Annotated in this window: 17 protein-coding genes and 1 pseudogene; 11 read left to right on the top strand and 7 right to left on the bottom strand. The window is 43.5% G+C overall.

Going from position 1 to position 21,072, the window contains the following annotated elements:
* Positions 1-35: 35 nt before the first annotated feature.
* Positions 36-1,115 (bottom strand): amino acid ABC transporter substrate-binding protein, encoded by a 1,080-nt coding sequence (locus H6G26_RS08695; protein WP_190728870.1) that lies wholly within the window; start codon positions 1,113-1,115, stop codon positions 36-38.
* Positions 1,116-1,676: 561 nt separating this feature from the next.
* On the opposite strand from H6G26_RS08695, the gene H6G26_RS08690 reads away from it, so the two are divergent.
* Together H6G26_RS08690 and H6G26_RS08685 are read left to right on the top strand one after the other, a co-directional pair.
* Positions 1,677-2,234 (top strand): hypothetical protein, encoded by a 558-nt coding sequence (locus H6G26_RS08690; RefSeq protein WP_190728869.1) that lies wholly within the window; start codon positions 1,677-1,679, stop codon positions 2,232-2,234.
* 77 nt (positions 2,235-2,311) lie between these two features.
* Positions 2,312-2,956 (top strand): DUF3318 domain-containing protein, encoded by a 645-nt coding sequence (locus H6G26_RS08685; protein ID WP_190728868.1) that lies wholly within the window; start codon positions 2,312-2,314, stop codon positions 2,954-2,956.
* Between the two features lie 331 nt (positions 2,957-3,287).
* Here H6G26_RS08685 and H6G26_RS08680 read toward each other — a convergent pair whose 3' ends face one another.
* Positions 3,288-4,085 carry a 7-carboxy-7-deazaguanine synthase QueE gene (locus H6G26_RS08680; protein WP_190728867.1) on the bottom strand — a complete coding sequence of 266 codons (798 nt, stop codon included), beginning with the start codon at positions 4,083-4,085 and terminating at the stop codon, positions 3,288-3,290.
* Between the two features lie 198 nt (positions 4,086-4,283).
* Here H6G26_RS08680 and H6G26_RS08675 point away from each other — a divergent pair, with 198 nt between their 5' ends.
* The gene (locus H6G26_RS08675) at positions 4,284-5,333 is read left to right on the top strand and encodes a sugar transferase (protein WP_190728866.1); all 1,050 of its coding nucleotides are present in this window, start codon (positions 4,284-4,286) and stop codon (positions 5,331-5,333) included.
* 204 nt (positions 5,334-5,537) lie between these two features.
* Here the strand turns inward: H6G26_RS08675 and petA are convergent, their stop codons facing one another.
* Together petA and petC are read right to left on the bottom strand one after the other, a co-directional pair.
* On the bottom strand, positions 5,538-6,539 hold the full coding sequence (gene petA, locus H6G26_RS08670) for a cytochrome f (protein ID WP_190728865.1): 1,002 nt from the start codon (positions 6,537-6,539) through the stop codon (positions 5,538-5,540).
* Between the two features lie 292 nt (positions 6,540-6,831).
* Positions 6,832-7,371 carry a cytochrome b6-f complex iron-sulfur subunit gene (gene petC / locus H6G26_RS08665; protein ID WP_190728864.1) on the bottom strand — a complete coding sequence of 180 codons (540 nt, stop codon included), beginning with the start codon at positions 7,369-7,371 and terminating at the stop codon, positions 6,832-6,834.
* 229 nt (positions 7,372-7,600) lie between these two features.
* Between petC and H6G26_RS08660 the strand changes: the two genes are divergently transcribed.
* Together H6G26_RS08660 and H6G26_RS08655 are read left to right on the top strand one after the other, a co-directional pair.
* Positions 7,601-7,909, top strand: a complete 309-nt coding sequence (locus tag H6G26_RS08660) for a DUF3067 family protein (RefSeq protein ID WP_190728863.1) — start codon at positions 7,601-7,603, stop codon at positions 7,907-7,909.
* 60 nt (positions 7,910-7,969) lie between these two features.
* Positions 7,970-8,758: pseudogene (locus H6G26_RS08655) on the top strand (DUF4058 family protein).
* Positions 8,759-8,790: 32 nt separating this feature from the next.
* Here the strand turns inward: H6G26_RS08655 and tatC are convergent.
* Entirely contained in the window at positions 8,791-9,585 is a 795-nt protein-coding gene (gene tatC / locus H6G26_RS08650) for a twin-arginine translocase subunit TatC (protein WP_190728862.1), read from the bottom strand.
* A gap of 310 nt (positions 9,586-9,895) precedes the next feature.
* Here tatC and H6G26_RS08645 point away from each other — a divergent pair, with 310 nt between their 5' ends.
* The 3 genes from H6G26_RS08645 (at position 9,896) to H6G26_RS08635 (ending at position 12,363) form a co-directional block, all read left to right on the top strand.
* Positions 9,896-10,126 (top strand): hypothetical protein, encoded by a 231-nt coding sequence (locus tag H6G26_RS08645; RefSeq protein ID WP_190728861.1) that lies wholly within the window; start codon positions 9,896-9,898, stop codon positions 10,124-10,126.
* A 180-nt stretch (positions 10,127-10,306) separates the two neighbouring features.
* Positions 10,307-11,164 (top strand): SDR family oxidoreductase, encoded by an 858-nt coding sequence (locus tag H6G26_RS08640; RefSeq protein ID WP_190728860.1) that lies wholly within the window; start codon positions 10,307-10,309, stop codon positions 11,162-11,164.
* A 320-nt stretch (positions 11,165-11,484) separates the two neighbouring features.
* Positions 11,485-12,363 (top strand): peptidoglycan recognition family protein, encoded by an 879-nt coding sequence (locus H6G26_RS08635; protein ID WP_190728859.1) that lies wholly within the window; start codon positions 11,485-11,487, stop codon positions 12,361-12,363.
* A gap of 61 nt (positions 12,364-12,424) precedes the next feature.
* Here the strand turns inward: H6G26_RS08635 and ribBA are convergent, their stop codons facing one another.
* The gene (gene ribBA / locus H6G26_RS08630) at positions 12,425-14,098 is read right to left on the bottom strand and encodes a bifunctional 3,4-dihydroxy-2-butanone-4-phosphate synthase/GTP cyclohydrolase II (RefSeq protein WP_190728858.1); all 1,674 of its coding nucleotides are present in this window, start codon (positions 14,096-14,098) and stop codon (positions 12,425-12,427) included.
* Positions 14,099-14,435: 337 nt separating this feature from the next.
* Here ribBA and argC point away from each other — a divergent pair, with 337 nt between their 5' ends.
* Positions 14,436-15,494: an N-acetyl-gamma-glutamyl-phosphate reductase gene (gene argC, locus H6G26_RS08625; protein ID WP_190728857.1), complete on the top strand. Its 1,059-nt coding sequence runs from the start codon at positions 14,436-14,438 to the stop codon at positions 15,492-15,494.
* A 66-nt stretch (positions 15,495-15,560) separates the two neighbouring features.
* On the opposite strand, the gene eno is transcribed toward argC, so the two are convergent.
* The gene (gene eno / locus H6G26_RS08620; RefSeq protein ID WP_190728856.1) at positions 15,561-16,850 is read right to left on the bottom strand and encodes a phosphopyruvate hydratase; all 1,290 of its coding nucleotides are present in this window, start codon (positions 16,848-16,850) and stop codon (positions 15,561-15,563) included.
* Positions 16,851-17,360: 510 nt separating this feature from the next.
* On the opposite strand from eno, the gene gloA reads away from it, so the two are divergent.
* Both gloA and clpB read left to right on the top strand, forming a co-directional pair.
* Complete coding sequence (gloA, locus tag H6G26_RS08615; protein WP_190728855.1) at positions 17,361-17,795, top strand: lactoylglutathione lyase; 435 nt, start codon at positions 17,361-17,363, stop codon at positions 17,793-17,795.
* A gap of 610 nt (positions 17,796-18,405) precedes the next feature.
* A complete protein-coding gene (clpB, locus tag H6G26_RS08610) occupies positions 18,406-21,048 on the top strand; it encodes an ATP-dependent chaperone ClpB (protein WP_190728854.1) in 2,643 nt (880 codons plus the stop codon).
* Positions 21,049-21,072: the final 24 nt, after the last annotated feature.

Here is a 21,072-nt window from a genome sequence, read left to right as displayed (position 1 = left end):
AGAATAATAACTCCTAACTCCTAACTCTTAGCTCCCTACCGGAATGGTGGAGAATAAAGCAGTCCGCCTTTGTTCCAGAGTTGATTTTGACCACGAGGTAGATTGAGTTTTGTCTTAGGGCCGAGGTTGCGATCGTAAATTTCGGCGTAGTTACCAACGTGCTTAATTACTCTAGCTGCGAAGTCGTTAGTTAAGCCTAGTCCTTCACCAAGGTTGCCTTCGGTTCCTAAAAAACGCTTAATATCTGGGTCATTACCAGCAGCAAACTGACCTACATTCTGGGAAGTAATACCCAACTCTTCAGCTTTTACCAGGGAATAAACCACCCATTTAACAGCATCACCCCACCTAGCATCCCCTTTGGCAACTGCTGGCGCAAGGGGTTCTGAAGAAATCACTTCCTCAAGAATCACATTATCTTCTGGTTGGGGTAGAGTCGTGCGCCGAGAAACCAATGCCGAACGATCAGCTGTAATACCATCGCAACGCCCTTGAGCATAGGTAGCAAAGGTAACATTAACGTCTTCAAAGACAACGGGTTTGTATGCAACGCTCCGTTTCCGCATTTGATCTGCTAAGTTCTGTTCGGTAGTAGTACCAGTTTGAACACAGATGGGTTTATTTTTAAGGTCTACCAGGGACTTAATGTTGCTATTTTTGCGAACCATTATGGCTTGTCCATCGTAAAAGACCACAGGTGCAAATTCTAGACCCACAGAAGTATCGCGGCTAAGTGTCCAGGTAGTATTGCGGCTGAGAATGTCTACTTCGCCAGTTTGCAAAGCTGTAAACCGCTCTTTGGAATTGAGATTGCGAAATTCTACTGCGTCTGGGTTGTCAAATAAAGCTGCGGCGATCGCGCGACAGATATCTACATCTATACCGCTATATCTACCATCAGTTCCCACAAAGCTAAACCCTGGGACTTCGCCACTGACACCGCAAGTTAGCTGACCACGACTTTTAATACTATCCCAGCGATTTCGATCTGCTGGTGGGGCTGGATTACTGCCTGGAGTGCCGGGTGTATTTGCTATTTGACCTGAATCTCCACCACAAGCAGCGATCGCAAAGACTAGAGGTGCGATCGCCAGGATTAAAGCTGATTTACGCATAAACTTCATTGATATCTACAATAAAAAATGTATTTTTCACTACAATTATTCAGTAAAAACCTTTTGCTGCTTGTAATATAAAACTCTACCAGTCTTTGTGCTATATTTATTTGCTTTGAAAAACGCTAGTTTAAGTTTTTACTTATTCTTTCAAAAGCCTCAGATGGTAAGTGCAAATTTCTCAACTTAGCTTAAGCTTCCGAGTTTTATTTAATTTACTGCTACCATACTTGATAAGCAATACATTCATTAAACCTGGAAGATAGTATTAAATTTCAGTGAATTATTTTTATATCCTTCACTGAATAAAATTTATAAAAACGCGTTCAGCACTTCTTGAATAATAAGTAAGAGAACCCCAGAAAATATCATTCACAGCCCAGGATGAAAATCTGTTTTTTCTATCTTCACTTCAATGCCCAATGCCTCATGCCCAATGCCCCATTCCTTAATTGCATACTTTGATGCGATCGCTTGTAGCCACACCAACCTAAACAACTACCCCTAGCAGGTTAAACTAGGTCTGGTAACAGCTGCTCCACCGTTCCTTATGAGGCTTTTATGGGAGCTAACCTCAAACAGATTGCCAACTATTTAGACAACCTTGGTTGGGACTACCGTTTTGATGATCAAGAAGACCGGATTATAACAGGTGTGGAAGCTGATAATGTAGAAGATTTCCTAATAGTTGTCCAACTGGATGAAGAGGGGAAATTTTTCCGGGTATTTGCCCCTCAAGTTCTGTCAGGAATTCAAGACCATCCTCACAAGGGAATTATCCTACAGACAATGCTTGCCATCTCTTGGGAAACCAAAATGTTGCAATGGGAGTATGACCCATCTGATGGCGAGATTCGTGCCATTATTGAGTTTCCTTTAGAAGACTCGATTCTCACAGAAAAACAATTTCACCGTTGTCTGAGTGGGTTAATTCAGATTGTGGATAGCATAGCAATACCTCGCCTGAAAGAAGTGATGGCAACAGGTTTTGATCCGGGGAATATAGAGCTTGGGGAAAGACTGTTACTCAGTATCCAAGAAGAAGCTCCAGGATTGCTAGATTTGCTGGAAAAAGCAATGGAAGCGCGAAAAAAGCGAGGAAGTTTTCCCAGCGAGTGAGACGGATCATCACTTAAATCGCTATACTCCAAAGTGATACCCTCACTATATACTGAAATTTTCTGGGGCTGGATATTATGACATCCTATGCAACCTCCTCTGCCAAAGCGGAAATGAGTGAACTACGGCGGTTGAAAGGCTTACTACCGCCAGAATTACAGAGCTGGGTCATGGTTGAAGGCACAACTGAGGTCAATCCACCCCTGGTTCGTTGCGAAGAAATTGGTAAAGACCAGGTAGAAATTCAAATTGACCTGATTAAATGGGATGCCCTCGCAATGGATCAGCGTAATCTGCTGTTCTGGCATGAAGTTGCTCGCGTTCAAAATGACACGATTCCTAAAGATGGTTGGGAAATGGCAGCACTAGCCATCGGTTTAGGTGGTGCTGTAGGCGAATTGTGGGTACAAGATGGATTGCTTCTGGTGTTAGCTTTGTCGCTTTGTGGTGTGTCAGGCTGGCGACTGTACCAAAAGAATAATGGAGAAAAGCAACTAAAAGAATTGCTCAATGCTGATGAGAAAGCGATCGCTTTGGCAACTCGTTTTGGTTATAGCCTCCCTAATGCCTACAAAAGTCTAGGTAGCGCCTTGAAAACCCTGATTGACAATACTCCTAATAAGCGCCAACGGTCGAGATACGAAGCCAGGCTCTCTGCTCTCAAACGTAGTGCCAATAAGGCTAAAGCTAAATCCAGAACTCCAGATGAAGGCGGGTTGTAATTAGTCATTGGTCATTGGTCATTGGTACTAATAACTAATGACAAATGCAAAATCCCACGGCAATTCAAGAAGACGATAGCGGAGCGTTAACGAGTCTACGAGTGTCGCGATCGCGAGAGCGTGTTATTAGACAAGCCATGTTTTCGTAGCCGTGGGATGAGTAAAACTCCTCATTTCTCGCTCTTCACTCTTTTCCTCATTCCCAGTTTCAGGCCGAGAATGCCTAATGGAGGGCTGCTGCCTTGCTAATTAGCGGCAGCAATGAGCAATTCATAAAATCTTACTTTTTTCTTGACTACATCTTTATCAAACTCAAATTTTACAGAAGCTTTTACAGCTGGTTCAGCATTTTATGCGTCTGAGGGATCACACGCACGTGCTTAACAAACCCTTTCATCAAAGCTTGCCAGTTCAAAACTTGATCGGCCGCAGGCACAAGCATAGGTATTGGGCAGAATTGCTCAGATACTGCTAAAGGCGTCACAGGTTGTAAAAATACTGAGATATCTGGACTAACCTCTGCCACTAGCAAAGCTGAACGTTCCAACTCGGCTGGATCTGTGTTTTGAGACACAATTATCTTGACAAAAACATTTAAATATGAGTCATGACACAATTGGAGAAATTTAGCATGTTCTAGCCAATGACTTTCACCGCTAACACTGGGCAATTTGAAATCCATTCCTACAGAGTCTAAATAGGGGAGAATCATCGCCAGTTGTTCTGGGCGATGTCCGCCAGTTTCTAAATATATAGGTAGACCAGTTATGGCTCGCACTTGGGGTAGAAACTGCATTAAAAATGGGGCATGAAGAAGTGGTTCACCCCCTGTTAAGCTAATGCTATCGTGTAAACAAGGTAGGTTTTGTCGTTCCACCCATTCGATTAATATGGGTAGAGAGACAGGGTTAGAGTGAATTTCAAAATCGCGCAATCCAGGCGATCGCTCTATCCGACAACTAGCAGGTGCATTCCAAGTGTGGGCACTATCACAAAAGTGACAGCGCAAATCACACAAAGCAAAACGAATAAATATCTGACGCGTCCCTACATTTAGTCCTTCCCCTTGAATGGCAGAAAAGACCTCAACTAGGCGTGCGGTAGGTGTAACCGTAGTTTTAGCAATCATTTGATGAGAGCAACGCGATCGCGCTGCGTCGGCACAACAGCAAGGATGTTTTTTGGCTTCTTGTTCTATTGTGAATCGTCGCTAGCGATCTCCAATGTCAGCCCCGGTAAATAGCAATTAGTCCTTATTACTACTAATTCCAATATTAGGTTAGGTAATTTTCTAGGACAAAATAATGTTTGGCAGATTACATTATACATGGCAACGAAAGTGCAGAGCTTCATGACAAGCCAACCGACAGAGGTCGATTTTCCAGTTAATTCCCTAAATGACACAGCTATAGTGCAGATGCCTAAGCGGTTGAGCGTGCTGGAGGCTTTAGGGTTTAAACAAACCTGCCAAAGCTTAATCCAATCCAATTCACATCCTAAACAAATCATCATTGACTTTTACCAAACTATTTTTATGGATAGTAGTGGTTTAGGTGCCCTGGTGAGTAATTTTAAATACGCGCAGACCAAAGGTATTACATTAACACTGCGGAATGTAACGCCTCAAGTCATGGCAGTCCTAAAACTCACGGGATTAAATGAGGTTTTTCCCTTAGAGCTAGTGGGCGATGGGTCGCTGATCAAACAAGAAAACTTAGTAGATAACCAGAAGACAACTTCCCGTAAAGTAGAGCAGTTACCCACTACTCACCCTTCTGTGGCATCTTGGATGAAACGGTTATTAGACATTGTGGGGTCTGTGGTCGGTTTATTAATTACAGGGTTTTTGTTTATTCCTATTGCGATCGCTATTCAAATTAATGATCCCGGCCCTATTTTCTTCAGCCAAACCCGTTGTGGTTGGATGGGGAAGCAGTTTAAAATTTGGAAATTCCGCTCTATGTGTGTGGATGCAGAAGCGAAGAAATCCCAAGTCAAAAACCAAGTGCAAGGTGCTTTTTTCAAGAATGATAATGACCCTAGAATTACCAAAGTAGGGCGCTTTTTACGGCGAACTAGTCTTGATGAATTACCGCAATTTTGGAACGTCCTCAAAGGACAAATGAGTTTAGTAGGCACTCGGCCGCCTACACCCGATGAAGTGGAACGCTACGAAGTACCGGAGTGGCAGCGTTTAGATGTTAAACCCGGCATGACTGGTGAATGGCAAGTAAATGGGCGTTCTACAGTCCGTAGTTTTGAAGATGTAATTCGCCTGGATTTGCAGTATCAAAAAAATTGGAGTTTGGTGTACGATTTAAAGCTAATTTTCAAAACTATAGCTATTCTGTTTAATAGAAACAGTGGTGCTGTTTAGCTAACTAACCTTATTCACAATTTTTTGTTAACTTCCAATCAAGATAATTGTTAGATACACCCAAGCCTATGTTTAGGCTTGGGTAAATTTTAGGTTTATACAGCACTTCGCAAGTGTCATCCTCTGCCTAACAAGTAAAAAGTCTCTCTTGTTAAAAAAGACAGGCAATAAGCCTGTCTCGTCAGCAATGATTTAGCAAAGAATTTAGAAATTCATCTCAGCAGCTTGAACTTTTTCAACCTGCTTCTTCTTCAGCACAAGCATAACTTGGGCTAACATTACAAGAGCGATGAACGCAATCATCCATTGGACTCTAGAGGCATCTTGCAATACGATTTCTGCATCTTGTTGACCGAATCCACCGACATTCGGGTTGTTGGTCAAAGCTTCACCAGTCTTAACTGCTTGCCCTTCGGAAACAACCAGTTCTGGTCCCAAAGGAATCGTATCAACGACAACATCACCAGATTCAGGTTGGATGTTGACTAGATATTTAACGTTACCGTCTCCATCTTCTTCTTTGGCAATCTTAGTAATTGTGCCAGTAGCAGAAGCGTTGTAAACAGCGTTGTTGCTCTTTTCGCCAGTAGGATAAACTTGTCCGCGTCCTCGGTTAGCACCTAAGTGAACTGAATATTTACCGAAGTGGATGTTTTTATCGGTTGCGGGATTGGGAGAGAGAACTGGGAAGACGATTTCCTGATACTGTTCACCGGGTAAAGGCCCGACGATGACGACATTTTCTTTATCTTCGCTGTAGGGTTGGAAGGGAGTGTCGCCAACTTCTTCTTTAAGTTCCTCAGAAAGACGGTCTTCAGGGGCAATCTTAAAGCCTTCAGGTAGCATCAGTACAGCACCGACGTTCAAGCCAACCTTAGAACCATCGGCACCAACTTGCTGGGCGCTCAGATCGTAAGGGATTTTCACTACAGCTTTGAATACAGTGTCAGGTAGCACCGATTGGGGAACTTCCACTTCTGTAGGCTTGGCTGCTAGGTGACAGTTGGCACAAACAATCCGCCCAGTTGGTTCGCGGGGGGTTTCAGGATAGGTTTGCTGTGCCCAAAAGGGATAGGCGGCAGCTGATTGGGGAAGGGCTAGATCGCTGGTGAAGTAAAATGTCACGGTGGCGATCGCTATAAGCAATGTTTTTACGATCGCTCTAGCACTGCGAGTTAACCTCGCTCTTAAGAAAACATTTCTCATCTCTAATAAGGGCAACGATTGAATTAGTCATTAGTCATTGGTCATTAGTCATTAGTCATTTAGCCCTGAACAAAGCGCAAAGTCTGTAGACGTTTCTGCGGTGAAGCAGCGCGGTCTTCTCCCAAGGGGAGACGCCAAGGGCGATGGGGGTTTCCCCCTGAGCGACTGCTGTTAGCGCAGCGTTAGCGACGTTAGGAGCGTCACCCGAAGGGCTTCCCGCAGGGTGCGCCGGCTTCCGGCGAACAGAACTTTGTAAGAGAGGACGAATGACTAAGAACTAAGGACAAAATTATTAAGCCCACCAAGCTGCATCACCGGTGCGGAAATCGGTTTCAGTCCAAGGGGTCAAAACGATTTTGTCGTCGGCTACATTGGTATGAGCTAAAGGTAAAGACAGGGGCGCTGGGCCACGAACAACCTTACCAGTTTCGTCATACTGAGAACCATGACAAGGACACTTAAACTTGTTCTCTGCAACGTTCCAGGGGACGACACAACCTAAGTGGGTGCAGATGGCGTTAATGCCATAATCTTTGATCGCTTCTTTGCTGTCTACCACAATATAGGTAGGATCTCCCTTTAGCCCTTGGACTAGGTTGCGATCGCCTGCATTCCGGTTTTCTAGAAATTTAGCGACGCTAACATCGTTACCTAGCTCGTCTTTTGCCGTTACACCGCCACCAGCACCACCAGTTGCAGGTGGAATAAAGTAGTTGACAACGGGATACAATGCACCCAGAGCTACTCCAGTGACAGTCCCAAAAGTGAGCAGATTCATGAACTGACGACGCCCCATATCGGGCACGTCTGCTGATTCAGAAAATTGAGCCATAATCTACGCGCTCTTTGTGTATTTTGTTAAGCATTTTGACAAAAGTACTAATACTTGAGGAACTCTTGTCTAAGTCGAAATGCTAGCGCTCACAACGATGCCATACTTCTTTGTTGCAAGATATAAAAAGCATCTTTTCTGTTAGCATTACATTTCTTTATATCCTTATCATACTGGAGTCACGGAACTTAACATCATAACTAAATGTAAAATCTGATTGAGAAAAGCTATGACAGGACAGGAATTACGTCAGATGTTGCTTGATAAATGGGGATACTCTTACGATGTCCAGTTCCGGCGAGCACAGGGAAAGATATTTTTGCAAGTAATGTGGAAATACTTGGAGCAAGCTTCTTTTCCCTTGAGCGAGACAGAGTACCAAGAGCATCTTGATAGCATTGCTAATTATCTTCATGCCTTGGGTGGGTCAACACAAGTACAAACATTTATCACCCAAACACGCGATCGCCCCAGGCTCGGCAAAGCTGTTAGCATTCCTCTAGATTTGGGTGAACGTTCTTCGGAATGGATATTATGACCAAGTTTTTCTTCCTTAATTTAGAATCATTCTAATCCGTCATTTCAGGATAGTAAAACTATGAATTCTCCATTTCCCGGAATGAATCCTTATTTAGAAAATCCTGTGTTTTGCTCAGAATTACATCATCGATTCATTACAGCTATAGCAGATACTATTGAAGAAAATATTCCCCCACACTATCGAGTTGCAATTGAACAACGTACTTATTTAAGTGATGACTCAGATTCTGTATTAGTTGGTATACCTGATGTTTCTATTTTTTCTTAACACAAATCACCGCAGCAATACTCATCAACTACTACCCAAACAGAAACATCAGAAGGCATTACGGTCATGATACCGTTACCTGAACATATTACGGAGAATTACTTAGAAATTCGAGAAGTTTTTACAGGTTTTGTGGTAACTTCTATCGAAGTTTTATCTCCTAAAAATAAACGCCCAGGCGAAGGGAGAAAAGCCTATGAACTGAAACGCAAACAAGTTTTAGCTAGTCTTTCTCACTTAGTCGAAATTGATTTGCTCAGAAGTGGAAAAGCCATGTCAATTTTAGGGGAAGTGCCTGTAACAGATTATCAAATTATTGTTAGCAGAAGTGAAACACGTCCTCAAGCTAAATTATACGGATTTAGCGTCAGAGAAACGATTCCTGTATTTCCATTACCGTTACAGTCAGAAGATACAGAAGCGATTGTAGATTTGCAATCTTTATTGCATGGTATATACAATCGTGCCAGATATTACTTAGCAATTGATTATAATAAAGAACCAGTACCACCCCTAAAACCAGAAGATGCTTTATGGTCTGATACCCTCTTACGCGAACAAGGGTTAAGGAATAATTAGTAATTAGTTAATAATTTTACCTATTCCCTATGTTATTTACCTGTGAGCTTCACCAGTCCAACACCACCAAAATAAAGCCCTAAAACTGCTCCCGCTAAAAGACTTTGAGTTAAGGGGTCAGTAGAAGGTGTAAGCACGGCTCCTAAAACGACTGCTCCCATAATCACGTAACGCCAACCAGAAACCATTCGTTGAGATGAGACAATGTTCAAATTACCGAGCAACAGTTGGATAATCGGAATTTGAAATGCTAAACCAGTGCTGAATAACAGTAGCAGCACAAATTCAAAATATTTATCAATTGACCAAATTTGTTCAACAACATCTGCTCCGTAGCTGATGAAAAAATTCAAAGCTGCGGGAATCAGCAGTAAATAGGCAAATACTAACCCCGCTCCAAACAGCACACTCGAACCCAAAACCACAGGCCCCACTATCCGGCGTTCACGGCGAGTCAGTCCTGGAAGCACAAATTGGATAATTTGGTAAAGAATAAAAGGACTAGTAAGTATGATACCAGTGTAGGCTGCAACTTTGACGGAGACAAAGAAATACTCTCCGGGTGCAAGTTGGAGAAATTTTACTCCTTGTGCGGGAACCTCAAGTAGTTGGACAATGGGCTTAACGGCAAAGAAACAGCCAATAATACCCACCGCTACGGCAATCAGAGAATAAAAAATGCGCTGTCGCAACTCTTCTAGGTGGTCGAAAAGGGACATTTCAACTTCACCTGGCAACTCATCAAGAGGATTGGTGTCTGAGTTGCCATATCCTTCTGGATCGATGTTCGGAACGTTTAGAGTATCTACGTCTTGTGAAGGCGTCATGAGTCAGTTAGTAGGCAACATTTGTTAACTATTTTATCCGGGGAATGCAGTTAGCAAGATATGTTTTTGAGTGCTGTGGGTTTTTTATCCTGTTTTTTGGGGTTGCGTCTGCATAAGTTAGTAGGAAGCCATATTGTAGGCAATGCTTAACCAAAAAAGGTGGAACCGATAATTTAGAAATAACGTCTCTGCGGCTACTAGCGCTGAGTAAATTGACACAACATCAACATATAATACTCAGTTTTGAAAATCCGGTTCATCAAGGTGGTATCTATACATAGCGCAATCGGAAATTTTTTGCTGAGGTTTTATGAATCGGAGAATTTGCATTGGATTAATGGCATTGCCTGTTTATTTATACAATGCTCAACTAAGCAGTACTTGTAGTAGTGACGTGTCAATTGTTGAAAACCAGCTTTCCATAATAACTGCTCTAGTGGTTTACAGCACAAATTCTCAGTTAGACAAATTTCCGTGGCAAATGTCGGCTAGAGATGACCAAACGGAAGATTGCCTTCGCGCTGGTACTTGCAGAGATTAATAAAAGGCAGGGGGCAGGGGAAAAGAAAGGTACAAACCTTTTGTGGGTGAAAGCACTTCTGCTCTTATTCTTCCTTGGTTGAAACTTTACCACTTCAGGGCGTGGTTTTTCTCCCCTGTAGCGTGCTTATTCAGACTAATTTGTAATTACAGCAATTCCATCATAGTACGGAGAGAGTTAATGGTTGCAGGAAATCAACGTACAGTAGTGGTTACAGGAGCATCAACAGGAATTGGTCAAGCGTGTGCTTTGCTTTTAGACCAGTTGGGCTTCTCTGTTTTTGCTGGCGTGCGTCAAGATAGTGATGCTCAAACACTTAAACAGAAAGGATCACAAAGGCTCATTCCGATTTTTTTAGATGTTACTGACGCTGAATCGATCGCATCTGCGGTTGATAAGGTAACAAATGCAGTCGGTGGTGGTGGAATTTTAGGTTTAGTAAATAATGCTGGAATTGCTATCCCAGGCCCCTTAGAATTATTAGCGATCGCAGAATTTCAACACCAAATGCTAGTTAACGTCACCGGACAATTAGCAGTGACACAAGCATTCCTTGGTCTATTACGCCAAGATCGGGGTCGAATTGTCAATATGGGTTCGATTGCCGGTAGAAGCCCTACACCGTTCCTGGGAGCTTACAATGCGTCAAAATTTGCCTTGGAAGCACTAACTGATGTGATGCGGATGGAATTACGACCTTGGGGAATCTCGGTTTCAATTATTGAACCTGGTTCCATCGCTACCCCAATTTGGGAAAAGTCCCTTAGTCAATCTGAAGTAGCACAGCAGGATTTACCGCAAACGGCACAAAATCTCTATGGTCAAGCGATGAATATTGTACGCAAGAAAATGCAGATTCTCGCATCTAACGGAATTTCTGCGGATATTGTCGCTCAGGCTGTTCTCCATGCGCTCACTGCAAAGCAGCCAAAGACACGCTATCTTGTTGGACAAGATGCCAAAATTGGAGCTGTGCTGAAGCATATTTTGCCTGACAGACTACATGATCGCGTAATTTTATACTCTATGGGCTTGTAAGCTTGGGGAAATAAATTTTTAATATCGTGGGGTGGGCGTTTTGCCTACCCCACAATCAGTAGTTGAGCATTTTTTTATTTAAAATTTCCTAGTGATGGTTTTGATAGCATTGAAATAGCTTTCTACACAGAGGAAGCATTTAAAACAATTACATAGCATTCCAACATATACTGGTAACGTATATTTGACTAGAATTAAGGTATTATAGCGATTCTCGTTTGGATATCATCTGCGGTAGAAGCGTACAGAAGTGCTTTTCTACTAAGGATACGCCAGTTTAGCTACAAGTTTATATCTACCGTTTTACGTGTATTAGAAAAATGAGGTTTCAAGACTGGGCGACTAGGGTGCTACTAATCTCGCTGATGTTCATGGCTCTAATTGTAGTGCTGCTAATTGGACGAGCGACGAAATTACAAAATAATCTGGCAACATCTCATATATCCAATCCACAGGTTACAGCCTGGAGTCAATATCCCCAGGCACAATTCCAATCAGCAAAAGAGCCAGAAAAAAAATCTCAAGATGTTATCAAGTCCTCAGCCAAGACTAACAAGCCTGTAGCAAGGTACGTAACCACTCAAGCTTTTGCACAGTACAGACCTAATTATGAAGTTGTCTCAGTTAACCCAACTAATTATGGAGAACGGTACGCCCAAGATGTTAACGGCCTTCCTCTCAATAACCAACCAATTATCGTCCTCCATGAAACTGGTTATTCTGCTTCCAGCGCGATTAATTTCTTTCAAGTAGCCCATGACGATGAAAATGTGCAAGCAAGTTACCACACTCTAATTAAGTTAGACGGAACAGTAGTTTATCTAGTACCACCAGAAAAGCGGGCTTTTGGTGCAGCTAACTCAGTATTTGATAGTCCTGATGGAGTGGAAACTGTAAAGACTAATCCAAATTTACCCCCGTCTGTGAATAATTTTGCTTATCACGTTTCTTTGGAAACACCCCCAGATGGTTATGACGCTACCAACCAACAAACCCATAGCGGTTACACGGAAGCGCAATATAATTCTCTTGCTTGGTTAATTGCTCAAAGTCAAGTTCCAGACGAGCGCATCACTACCCACAAGCTAGTAGACCGCTCTAGTAAAAAAGTTGACCCGATCAATTTTGATGGTAATAAATTTCTAGACTTACTTAATACTTATCGTCAGGTCAGACCAATTTATCGAGTCAGCAAATAATTTATTTGTAAGGTGCGTTACGCTACGCGATAACACACCCGACAAAATTTATTGAGACAAGCTATTTGCTAAAGCTATATATTTGCTGCTTTTCTAAGCGATCGCTAATCGATGAAGGCAGTGTACCACCAGAGAATGTTTGCCGATCTAGTTGGACTTGTAAATTACTCAAGGGATCGGAACCAGAGGAAATCAGAAACTCTAGTTTCTGGATGTATGGCAAGGTTGCTAGGTTATCCAGAATTTGGAAGATAGCCTGTATATAAGGATGACCACTTTGTTGATACCAATCAGAGCTAGCAACTTTTGCTTGATCAAAACCCAAGTGTACTGTTAAAGATGGCTCATCAAATATAGCGATCGCTAATGGACGCGCTTCTTCCTGCAATAATAAATCATTAGTTTTCGCTAAGTGTCGCAGTTTCTCTAAGCGTTCATAACGTTCTGTCACAGCTTCCGGGTCATCTTGCCAATGAATTGCTACTGTTACCAGATAAGTCTGTAACAGCATATGACCCAGCTTTTGCGCTTTTGTCGCCAGGTAATAAGAATTGTAGTCGGTTGCTTCAATTAACAATGGCACGCGATCAACTACTTCCAACCCATAGCCCTTGACTCCAGCAATTTTACGGGGATTATTGGTAATCAAACGAATCTTTTTGATGCCCAAGTCCATGAGCATTTGTGCGCCCATGCCGTAGTCTCGCAAATCAGCAGGAAATCCCAAACGCTCATTTGCTTCTACTGTATCCAGTCCCATATCCTGCAACGAGTAGGCTTTCAGCTTGTTAATCAAGCCGATTCCCCGTCCTTCTTGCCGCAGGTATACAACTACACCTTGACCAGCAGACTCAATCATTTTCAGTGCAGCTACAAGCTGCATTCTACAGTCGCAGCGCAAAGAACCCAAAGCGTCACCAGTTAAGCATTCTGAGTGCATCCGCACCATTACTGGCTCATCTTTGAAGTTAGCTGGATCGCCCTTGACAATTGCGACGTGTTCTGTATTGTCAAGAGTGTGGCGGTAGGCGTAAATTTCAAACTGACCAAATTGACTAGGCAGCTTGGTAATCACCTCACGATACACGAGGCGATCGTGCTGTAGGCGATAACTGATTAAATCCGCAATACTAATGATTTTTAAATTATGACGTTTTGCGTATTCGACTAACTGCTGCAACCGCGCCATTGAACCATCGGAGTTTTGAATTTCACAAATTACTCCTGCTGGGTATAGTCCTGCTAGTCGGGCTAAGTCCACAGCCGCTTCCGTATGTCCTGCGCGTTTGAGTACGCCACCAGCTTTAGCCCGAATGGGAAAAATATGACCAGGACGACGTAAATCTGTAGGCTTTGTGCCTGGATTAAGAGTAACCTGAATAGTGCGGGCGCGGTCTTCTGCTGAGATGCCAGTGGTTACACCCAATTCTGGGCCAGCATCAATGCTAACAGTAAAGGCAGTTTGGTTAGTATCTGTAATGTTGCTTACCATCAAAGGTAAGTCTAGCTCGTCTAAGCGATCGCCTGTCATTGCCAAACAAATCAGCCCTCTAGCTTCTACCGCCATGAAATTAATCATGTCAGGTGTGGCGAATTGGGCAGCACAAATTAAGTCGCCTTCATTTTCTCTATTTTCATCATCTACCACTACGATGACGCGACCAGCTTTTAGGTCTGCTAACGCGGCATCAATCGAATCAAATTTAAAAGCTTGGTTAGTATTAGGCTGTGACACAGAAAGATTTCCAGCTACCAACGTAAATATTTTTTACAATTTCTTATTTTAGATTGTAGCTCCTTTATAAGGCAGAGAAGTAGACTAGCAATGATTTGATAACGCGGCAACAATTTCTGCCCCTAAAATTGGGGTTTAGTAATAAAGTGCAACGACCAGGGAGAAAAGGGAGACAAGAGAGACAAATAAAATATTTGACAATTTTACCGCGTCACTCCTTCTCGGCGTTTGAAAAAAGTAGAGGGGTTTCATCTGTTTTGTATGCTGTGCGTCTAGTCGCTGATATTGTTGATAGCTGATAACGAATTCACCATTCATGGGATAAGGATTTCAGATCATGGGCAAATTTAGACGCGTACCCGTTGGGATTGTTGGCGCGTCGGGCTATGGCGGAGTACAGTTAGTACGACTACTGATGGATCATCCAGAAGTAGAGCTGGTTTATTTAGGCTGCCAGAGTAGTATTGGGAAATCCTTTGGAGATTTGTACCCGCATTTGGCTCATGCAGCTAACCTGCCAATAGAGGCGGTAGAACCAGAAATAATTGCTCAACGCTGTGAAGTAGTTTTCTTGTCTTTACCAAATGGTCTGGCTTGCCAAATCGCGCCTAAACTTTTGGAAAAAGGATGTAAAGTAATAGATTTGAGTGCAGATTATCGGTTCAGCGATTTGACAACTTATACAAATTGGTATGGGATTGAGAGAAGCGATCGCACAATTGCAGCTACAGCAGTTTATGGATTACCAGAACTTTATCGCGATCGCATTGCCGAAGCTCAACTAATTGGCTGTCCCGGTTCTTATCCCACTGCTAGTCTCCTTGCACTTTCGCCACTCTTAAAGCAAGGCTTAATCGTGCCAGAAACAGCTATTATTGATGCCAAATCTGGTACATCTAGCAGTGGACGGCAACCTCAAACCAACTTATTGCTAGCTGAAGCAGACAACTCTATAGCAGCTTACAATATTGGCCGTCACCGTCATACCCCAGAAATTGAGCAAATTTGCAGTGACTTAGCTGGTCACGAACTGATGATCCAATTTACACCCCACCTTATCCCAATGGTGCGCGGTATTTTGGCAACGGTATATGCCAAAATGAGCGATCCTGGTTTAGTGCGAGATGACTTAATCACAATTTTCTCAGCCTTTTACCGCAACTCCCCTTGGGTGAAAGTCTGCGGTAGTGGCGTTTACCCTCAAACCAAGTGGGCTAACGGCAGCAATCTTTGTTACATCGGTGTAGAAGTTGACCCGCGCACAGGTCGCGTGATTGTCATGTCAGCAATTGACAACTTAATTAAAGGACAGGCGGGCCAAGCGATTCAGTGCCTAAACCTGATGATGGACTGGGATGAAACCTTAGGGTTGCCCAAGTTGGGGTTTTATCCATGATTAGGGGGCAGGGTACAGGGGACAGGAAAACTATTCCCTATTCCCTATTCCCTTATTCCCTATTCCCTACTTAGGCCCTAAACCTACAGCACCAGCATAAACGGCGCGATCGCCTAGTTCATCTTCAATTCGCAGCAAGCGATTATATTTTGCTACCCGTTCGCTGCGGCAGAGGGAACCTGTTTTGATTTGACCGGCACGGGTGGCTACGGCTAAATCAGCGATCGTTGTGTCTTCTGTTTCACCAGAACGATGGCTAATTACTGAACGGATGCTGTTACGAGTTGCTAAATCAATCGTTTCCAAGGTTTCGGTGAGAGAACCAATTTGATTGAGTTTTATCAGAATGGCATTAGCGGCTTTTTCTTGGATGCCTCTTTGCAAGCGAGTGGCGTTAGTTACAAATAAGTCATCCCCTACCAACTGCACCCGCGAACCTAACTTCTGGGTGAGTAATTGCCAACTTTGCCAATCTTCCTCGTGCAAGCCATCTTCAATTGACACAATCGGATATTGGTCAACTAGTTGCCCTAAATAATCAATAAACTCAGCCGGGGCGTGAGGTTTACCATCGTAAACATACTGACCATTCTTGTAAAATTCGCTAGCCGCTACATCCAAAGCCAAAGCTACTTCTTCCCCTGGCTTGTAACCAGCTTTTTTAATGGCAGCAACCAGCAATTCTAAAGCCACCTGATTAGATTCTAGGTTAGGGGCAAAACCGCCTTCATCACCCACACCAGTCAGCAAACCCTTTTCATCTAACACCTGACTGAGGGTAGCAAACACCTCTGCACCCCAGCGCAATGCTTCCCGGAAGGAAGTTGCGCCAATTGGGACAATCATAAACTCTTGAAAATCTACGTTATTTGAGGCGTGTGCGCCACCGTTAATCACGTTCATTAACGGCACTGGGAGTAAATTCGCTAAAGGGCCACCCAAATAGCGATATAGCGGAATATCTAGAGATTCAGCACCAGCTTTAGCTGCCGCTAGGGAAACCCCCAAAATCGCATTCGCCCCCAAACTGGATTTGTTGGGAGAACCATCTATGGCGATCATCGTCCGGTCTAGCAATTCTTGGTTGAGGGCATCTAAGCCTAACAATTTTGGCGCAAGCGTTTCTTTAACGTTTTGTACTGCCTTGAGTACGCCTTTGCCCCCATAACGGCTTTTATCGCCATCACGCAGTTCATGAGCCTCAAAAGAGCCAGTAGATGCACCGCTGGGAACCTGTGCCAATCCAACAACACCGTTAGCTAAATGTACTTCGGCTTCAATTGTCGGTCTACCGCGTGAATCAAGAATTTCACGGGCTGCGATCGCTTCAATTGCAGTATCTAGAAATTTACTCATCTGTACTTTATCCTTTGTTCGAGTCTGTTACGCATACAGTCCAGCTGCCTAACCCAATCGCTAGCATAGGCGTTTAAGAGACTTTATTGGCTGAGATTAAAGAAGATTTCCATTATATGGATAGGGATCAACACCAAAAATGGGTAAGGGAATGTTTATCAATGAAGGCAGAAGGCAGTGTTTCGACTTCTCTACGAAACGCTACGCGTAGCTTGCTTCCCCGTAGGGGTACGCTCAACAACCAGGCAGAAAACAGAAGGAAAATTAGGGAACTCCAAAAAATAAATTATCCCAATTTCTGGATTCAATACGACTGTTCCTCCCCCTGCTCCCTGCTCCCTGCTCCCCTGCCCTAAACGCGGTGGGATATTTTTTTAGTTGGAAGTCCCTTAATTACCCTCTGCCTCCTTCAATTAATTTTTTCCCTGATGCATTTTTACCTGAAGACTTTCAGCTAGGTAAAATATTGGCAGAGAATAACACTAAATCAATTACAAAGAAAAGGTCAATATGCGATTACTGCATACAATGCTACGGGTAGGCAACCTTGAAGAGTCCTTAAAGTTCTACTGTGAAGTTCTAGGAATGAAATTACTACGCCGAAAAGATTATCCAGGGGGAGAATTTACCCTAGCTTTTGTTGGCTACGGCGACGAAAGCGACAACTCGGTGATCGAACTAACCTATAACTGGGGGGTAGAAAAGTACGAATTGGGTAATGCTTATGGTCACATTGCCCTTGGCGTTGATGATATTTACGCTACGTGTGAGGAAATCCGCAATCAGGGTGGTAAAGTTGTCCGTGAACCAGGGCCGATGAAACATGGTTCGACAGTAATTGCTTTTGTGGAAGATCCAGATGGGTATAAACTTGAACTGATTCAATTGGGAACTCAAGGATCAGCAGCCAAACAGGAATCACAAGAGCAACTTGTGAGTCAGTAATTCTTATAATTAAGAATATAGGTGATGGAGTTGAGCTTCAGTTGTGCTGAGTCACCAAAGTTAAGAGTAGCGGTTTCCGTCGCTCCTACTTTTGCCTAAGTACGGAGTAAAACTTTATCAAAGGCAATAAAGCTGTAGGAAAATCCACACCGATGTCTTGAAAAGCTGAACCAGATACGGGAAGATTTATTTTTCCGCAGACAGGTGTATCGCGCTCCTGTTAACCGAATGCGCGAGACTTTTCACTTTTTACCTCCCCTTTTTTTGGCGGGTTAGGGAATCTTCTGGGCGTAAATCCTATTAGTATTACGCCCATACTGTCGTCGATGAGCAACACTAATAACGTAAGCGTAGCCCGTCGTAAACATCGCTCCAATAGCACCGTTTGAGAAAGTCCGTTCAGAACAGTGTTTTCGTTTTAAATTAGAAAATAGGTAATGGATTAAACTATCGCCAATTACCAATCCAAAATTGCCACTGGAGATACACGCGGATATACGCTGAGAATGTTTGGATAATTAGAGACTGGGCAAGAGTTTTTCCTATACCCAGTCCCCAATCCCCAACACGCAATCCCTAAACTAAAAATCAAAATTCTAAAATTCTAAAGATGCAACCTACAGATCCGAATAAATTTACTGATAAAGCCTGGGAAGCGATTGTTAAATCTCAGGATATAGTCCGTGCTTATCAACAACAGCAACTAGATGTTGAACATTTAATTATTGCCCTGTTAGAAGAACCCACTAGTCTAGCAATACGTATCCTCGCTAAATCTGAGGTTGATCCAATCCGCTTCCAACAGCAGCTAGAAGCCTTTACCCAACGTCAGCCCAAAGTTGGTAAAAGCGATCAGCTTTACCTTAGCCGCAGTTTAGATGTTTTACTAGATCGAGCCGAGGAAGCTAGAGTCAGGATGAAAGACTCCTACATTTCTGTAGAACACATGCTCTTAGCCTTTGCTGAAGACGATCGCGTTGGACGAAAGATACTCAAAGGCTTTAGTGCGGATGCAGCTAAACTAGAAGTTGCGATCAAAGCCATTCGCGGTAGCCAAAAGGTGACAGATCAAAGCCCAGAATCTCGTTATGAAGCCTTACAAAAGTTTGGTAGAGATTTGACAGAACAGGCAAAATCTGGAAAACTCGACCCGGTAATTGGACGGGATGAGGAAATTCGGCGGGTAATTCAAGTATTGTCTCGTCGTAGCAAAAATAACCCTGTATTGATTGGTGAACCTGGAGTAGGTAAAACTGCGATCGCAGAAGCTTTAGCACAACGGATGGTAAACGGTGATGTTCCCGAATCTCTGAAAAATCGCAAACTCATTTCTTTAGATATCGGTAGTTTGATTGCTGGGGCAAAATTACGAGGAGAATTTGAAGAACGCCTGAAAGCAGTCCTCAAGGAAGTTACAGAATCTAACGGTGACATCGTACTATTTATTGACGAATTGCATACCGTAGTTGGTGCAGGTTCCACCCAACAAGGGGCAATGGATGCCGGAAATTTACTCAAACCAATGCTGGCGCGGGGAGAACTGCGTTGTATTGGTGCGACTACCCTCGACGAATTCCGCAAACACATTGAGAAAGACGCTGCCCTAGAACGCCGCTTTCAGCAAGTATTTGTCGATCAGCCAACTGTAGAAAATACTATTTCCATTCTGCGGGGATTGAAAGAACGCTACGAAGTGCATCACAACGTCAAAATTTCTGATTCGGCGTTGGTAGCAGCAGCAACTTTGTCAGCACGTTATATTAGCGATCGCTTTTTACCAGATAAAGCCATTGATTTGGTGGATGAGGCAGCAGCACAGTTGAAAATGGAGATTACCTCCAAACCAGCCGAATTGGAAACCATTGATCGCCGCCTCATGCAGTTAGAAATGGAAAAACTGTCATTAGCTGGCGAAGAGAAAGGCATTCCGCAAACGAGAGAACGTTTGGAGCGAATTGAGCAAGAAATTGCCGATTTAACAGAAAAACAGCAAGTATTTAATGAGCAATGGCAAGGTGAAAAGCAGATATTGGAGGCGATAAGCGCCTTAAAGAAAGAAGAAGATGCCCTGCGAGTGCAAATTGAACAGGCGGAACGTGCTTATGATTTAAATAAAGCTGCCCAATTGAAGTATGGCAAATTGGAAGGAGTACAGCACGAGCGCGAAGCCAAAGAAGCGAGCCTTTTAGAAATTCAAAACCAAGGTTCCACGTTACTGCGAGAACAAGTCACCGAAGCTGATATTGCCGAAATCGTCGCCAAATGGACAGGAATTCCCGTCAATCGCTTGTTGGAATCGGAACGGCAAAAATTGCTGCAACTAGAAAGTCATTTGCATCAGCGAGTCATTGGGCAAGAAGAAGCTGTAGAAGCGGTAGCAGCCGCGATCCGTCGCGCCCGTGCAGGGATGAAAGATCCCTCGCGTCCCATTGGTTCATTTTTGTTCATGGGCCCCACAGGAGTGGGCAAAACCGAACTTGCGCGTGCTTTAGCTCAGTTTCTCTTTGATTCTGATGATGCTTTGGTGCGCTTGGATATGTCTGAGTATATGGAAAAACACTCGGTTTCTCGCCTCGTGGGAGCGCCTCCAGGATACGTAGGCTATGAAGAAGGCGGTCAACTTTCCGAGACGGTTCGCCGTCGTCCTTACTCAGTGGTGCTGCTGGATGAAGTGGAAAAGGCGCACCCCGATGTGTTCAATATTTTATTGCAGGTGTTAGATGATGGGAGAATTACTGACTCTCAAGGAAGAACGGTAGATTTTCGTAACACCGTTATTGTGATGACCAGTAACATTGGTAGCGAACATATCTTGGATGTATCTGGTGATGATTCCAAGTATGAAACGATGCGGAAGCGGGTAATGGAAGCTTTGCGATCGCATTTCCGCCCCGAATTTCTCAACCGCGTCGATGATATTATTCTCTTCCATACCCTAAATCGCACGGAAATGCGGCATATCATCCGTATTCAACTCAAGCGGGTAGAAAATCTCCTGCGCGAGCAAAAAATCTTCTTTGAGATATCCCAAGCAGCTTGCGATCACCTTGTCGAATCAGGCTATGACCCAGTTTATGGTGCGCGTCCACTCAAACGGGCAATTCAGCGAGAAGTAGAAAACCCCCTCGCCACCAAGTTATTGGAAAATACTTTTATCTCTGGAGATACGATTATCATTGACAAAAATGAAAATGGTCTGTCTTTTAGCAAAAAAGTGGTGGTAAAGGTATCAGTACCACAGATTGCTACATAGTCTGAGAAGATGATTAGAATTCGC

Origin of the sequence: Nostoc sp. FACHB-888 (assembly GCF_014696655.1) — a bacterium.
GTDB lineage: Bacteria > Cyanobacteriota > Cyanobacteriia > Cyanobacteriales > Nostocaceae > Nostoc.
This window is presented reverse-complemented; position numbering and strand designations above follow the sequence as displayed.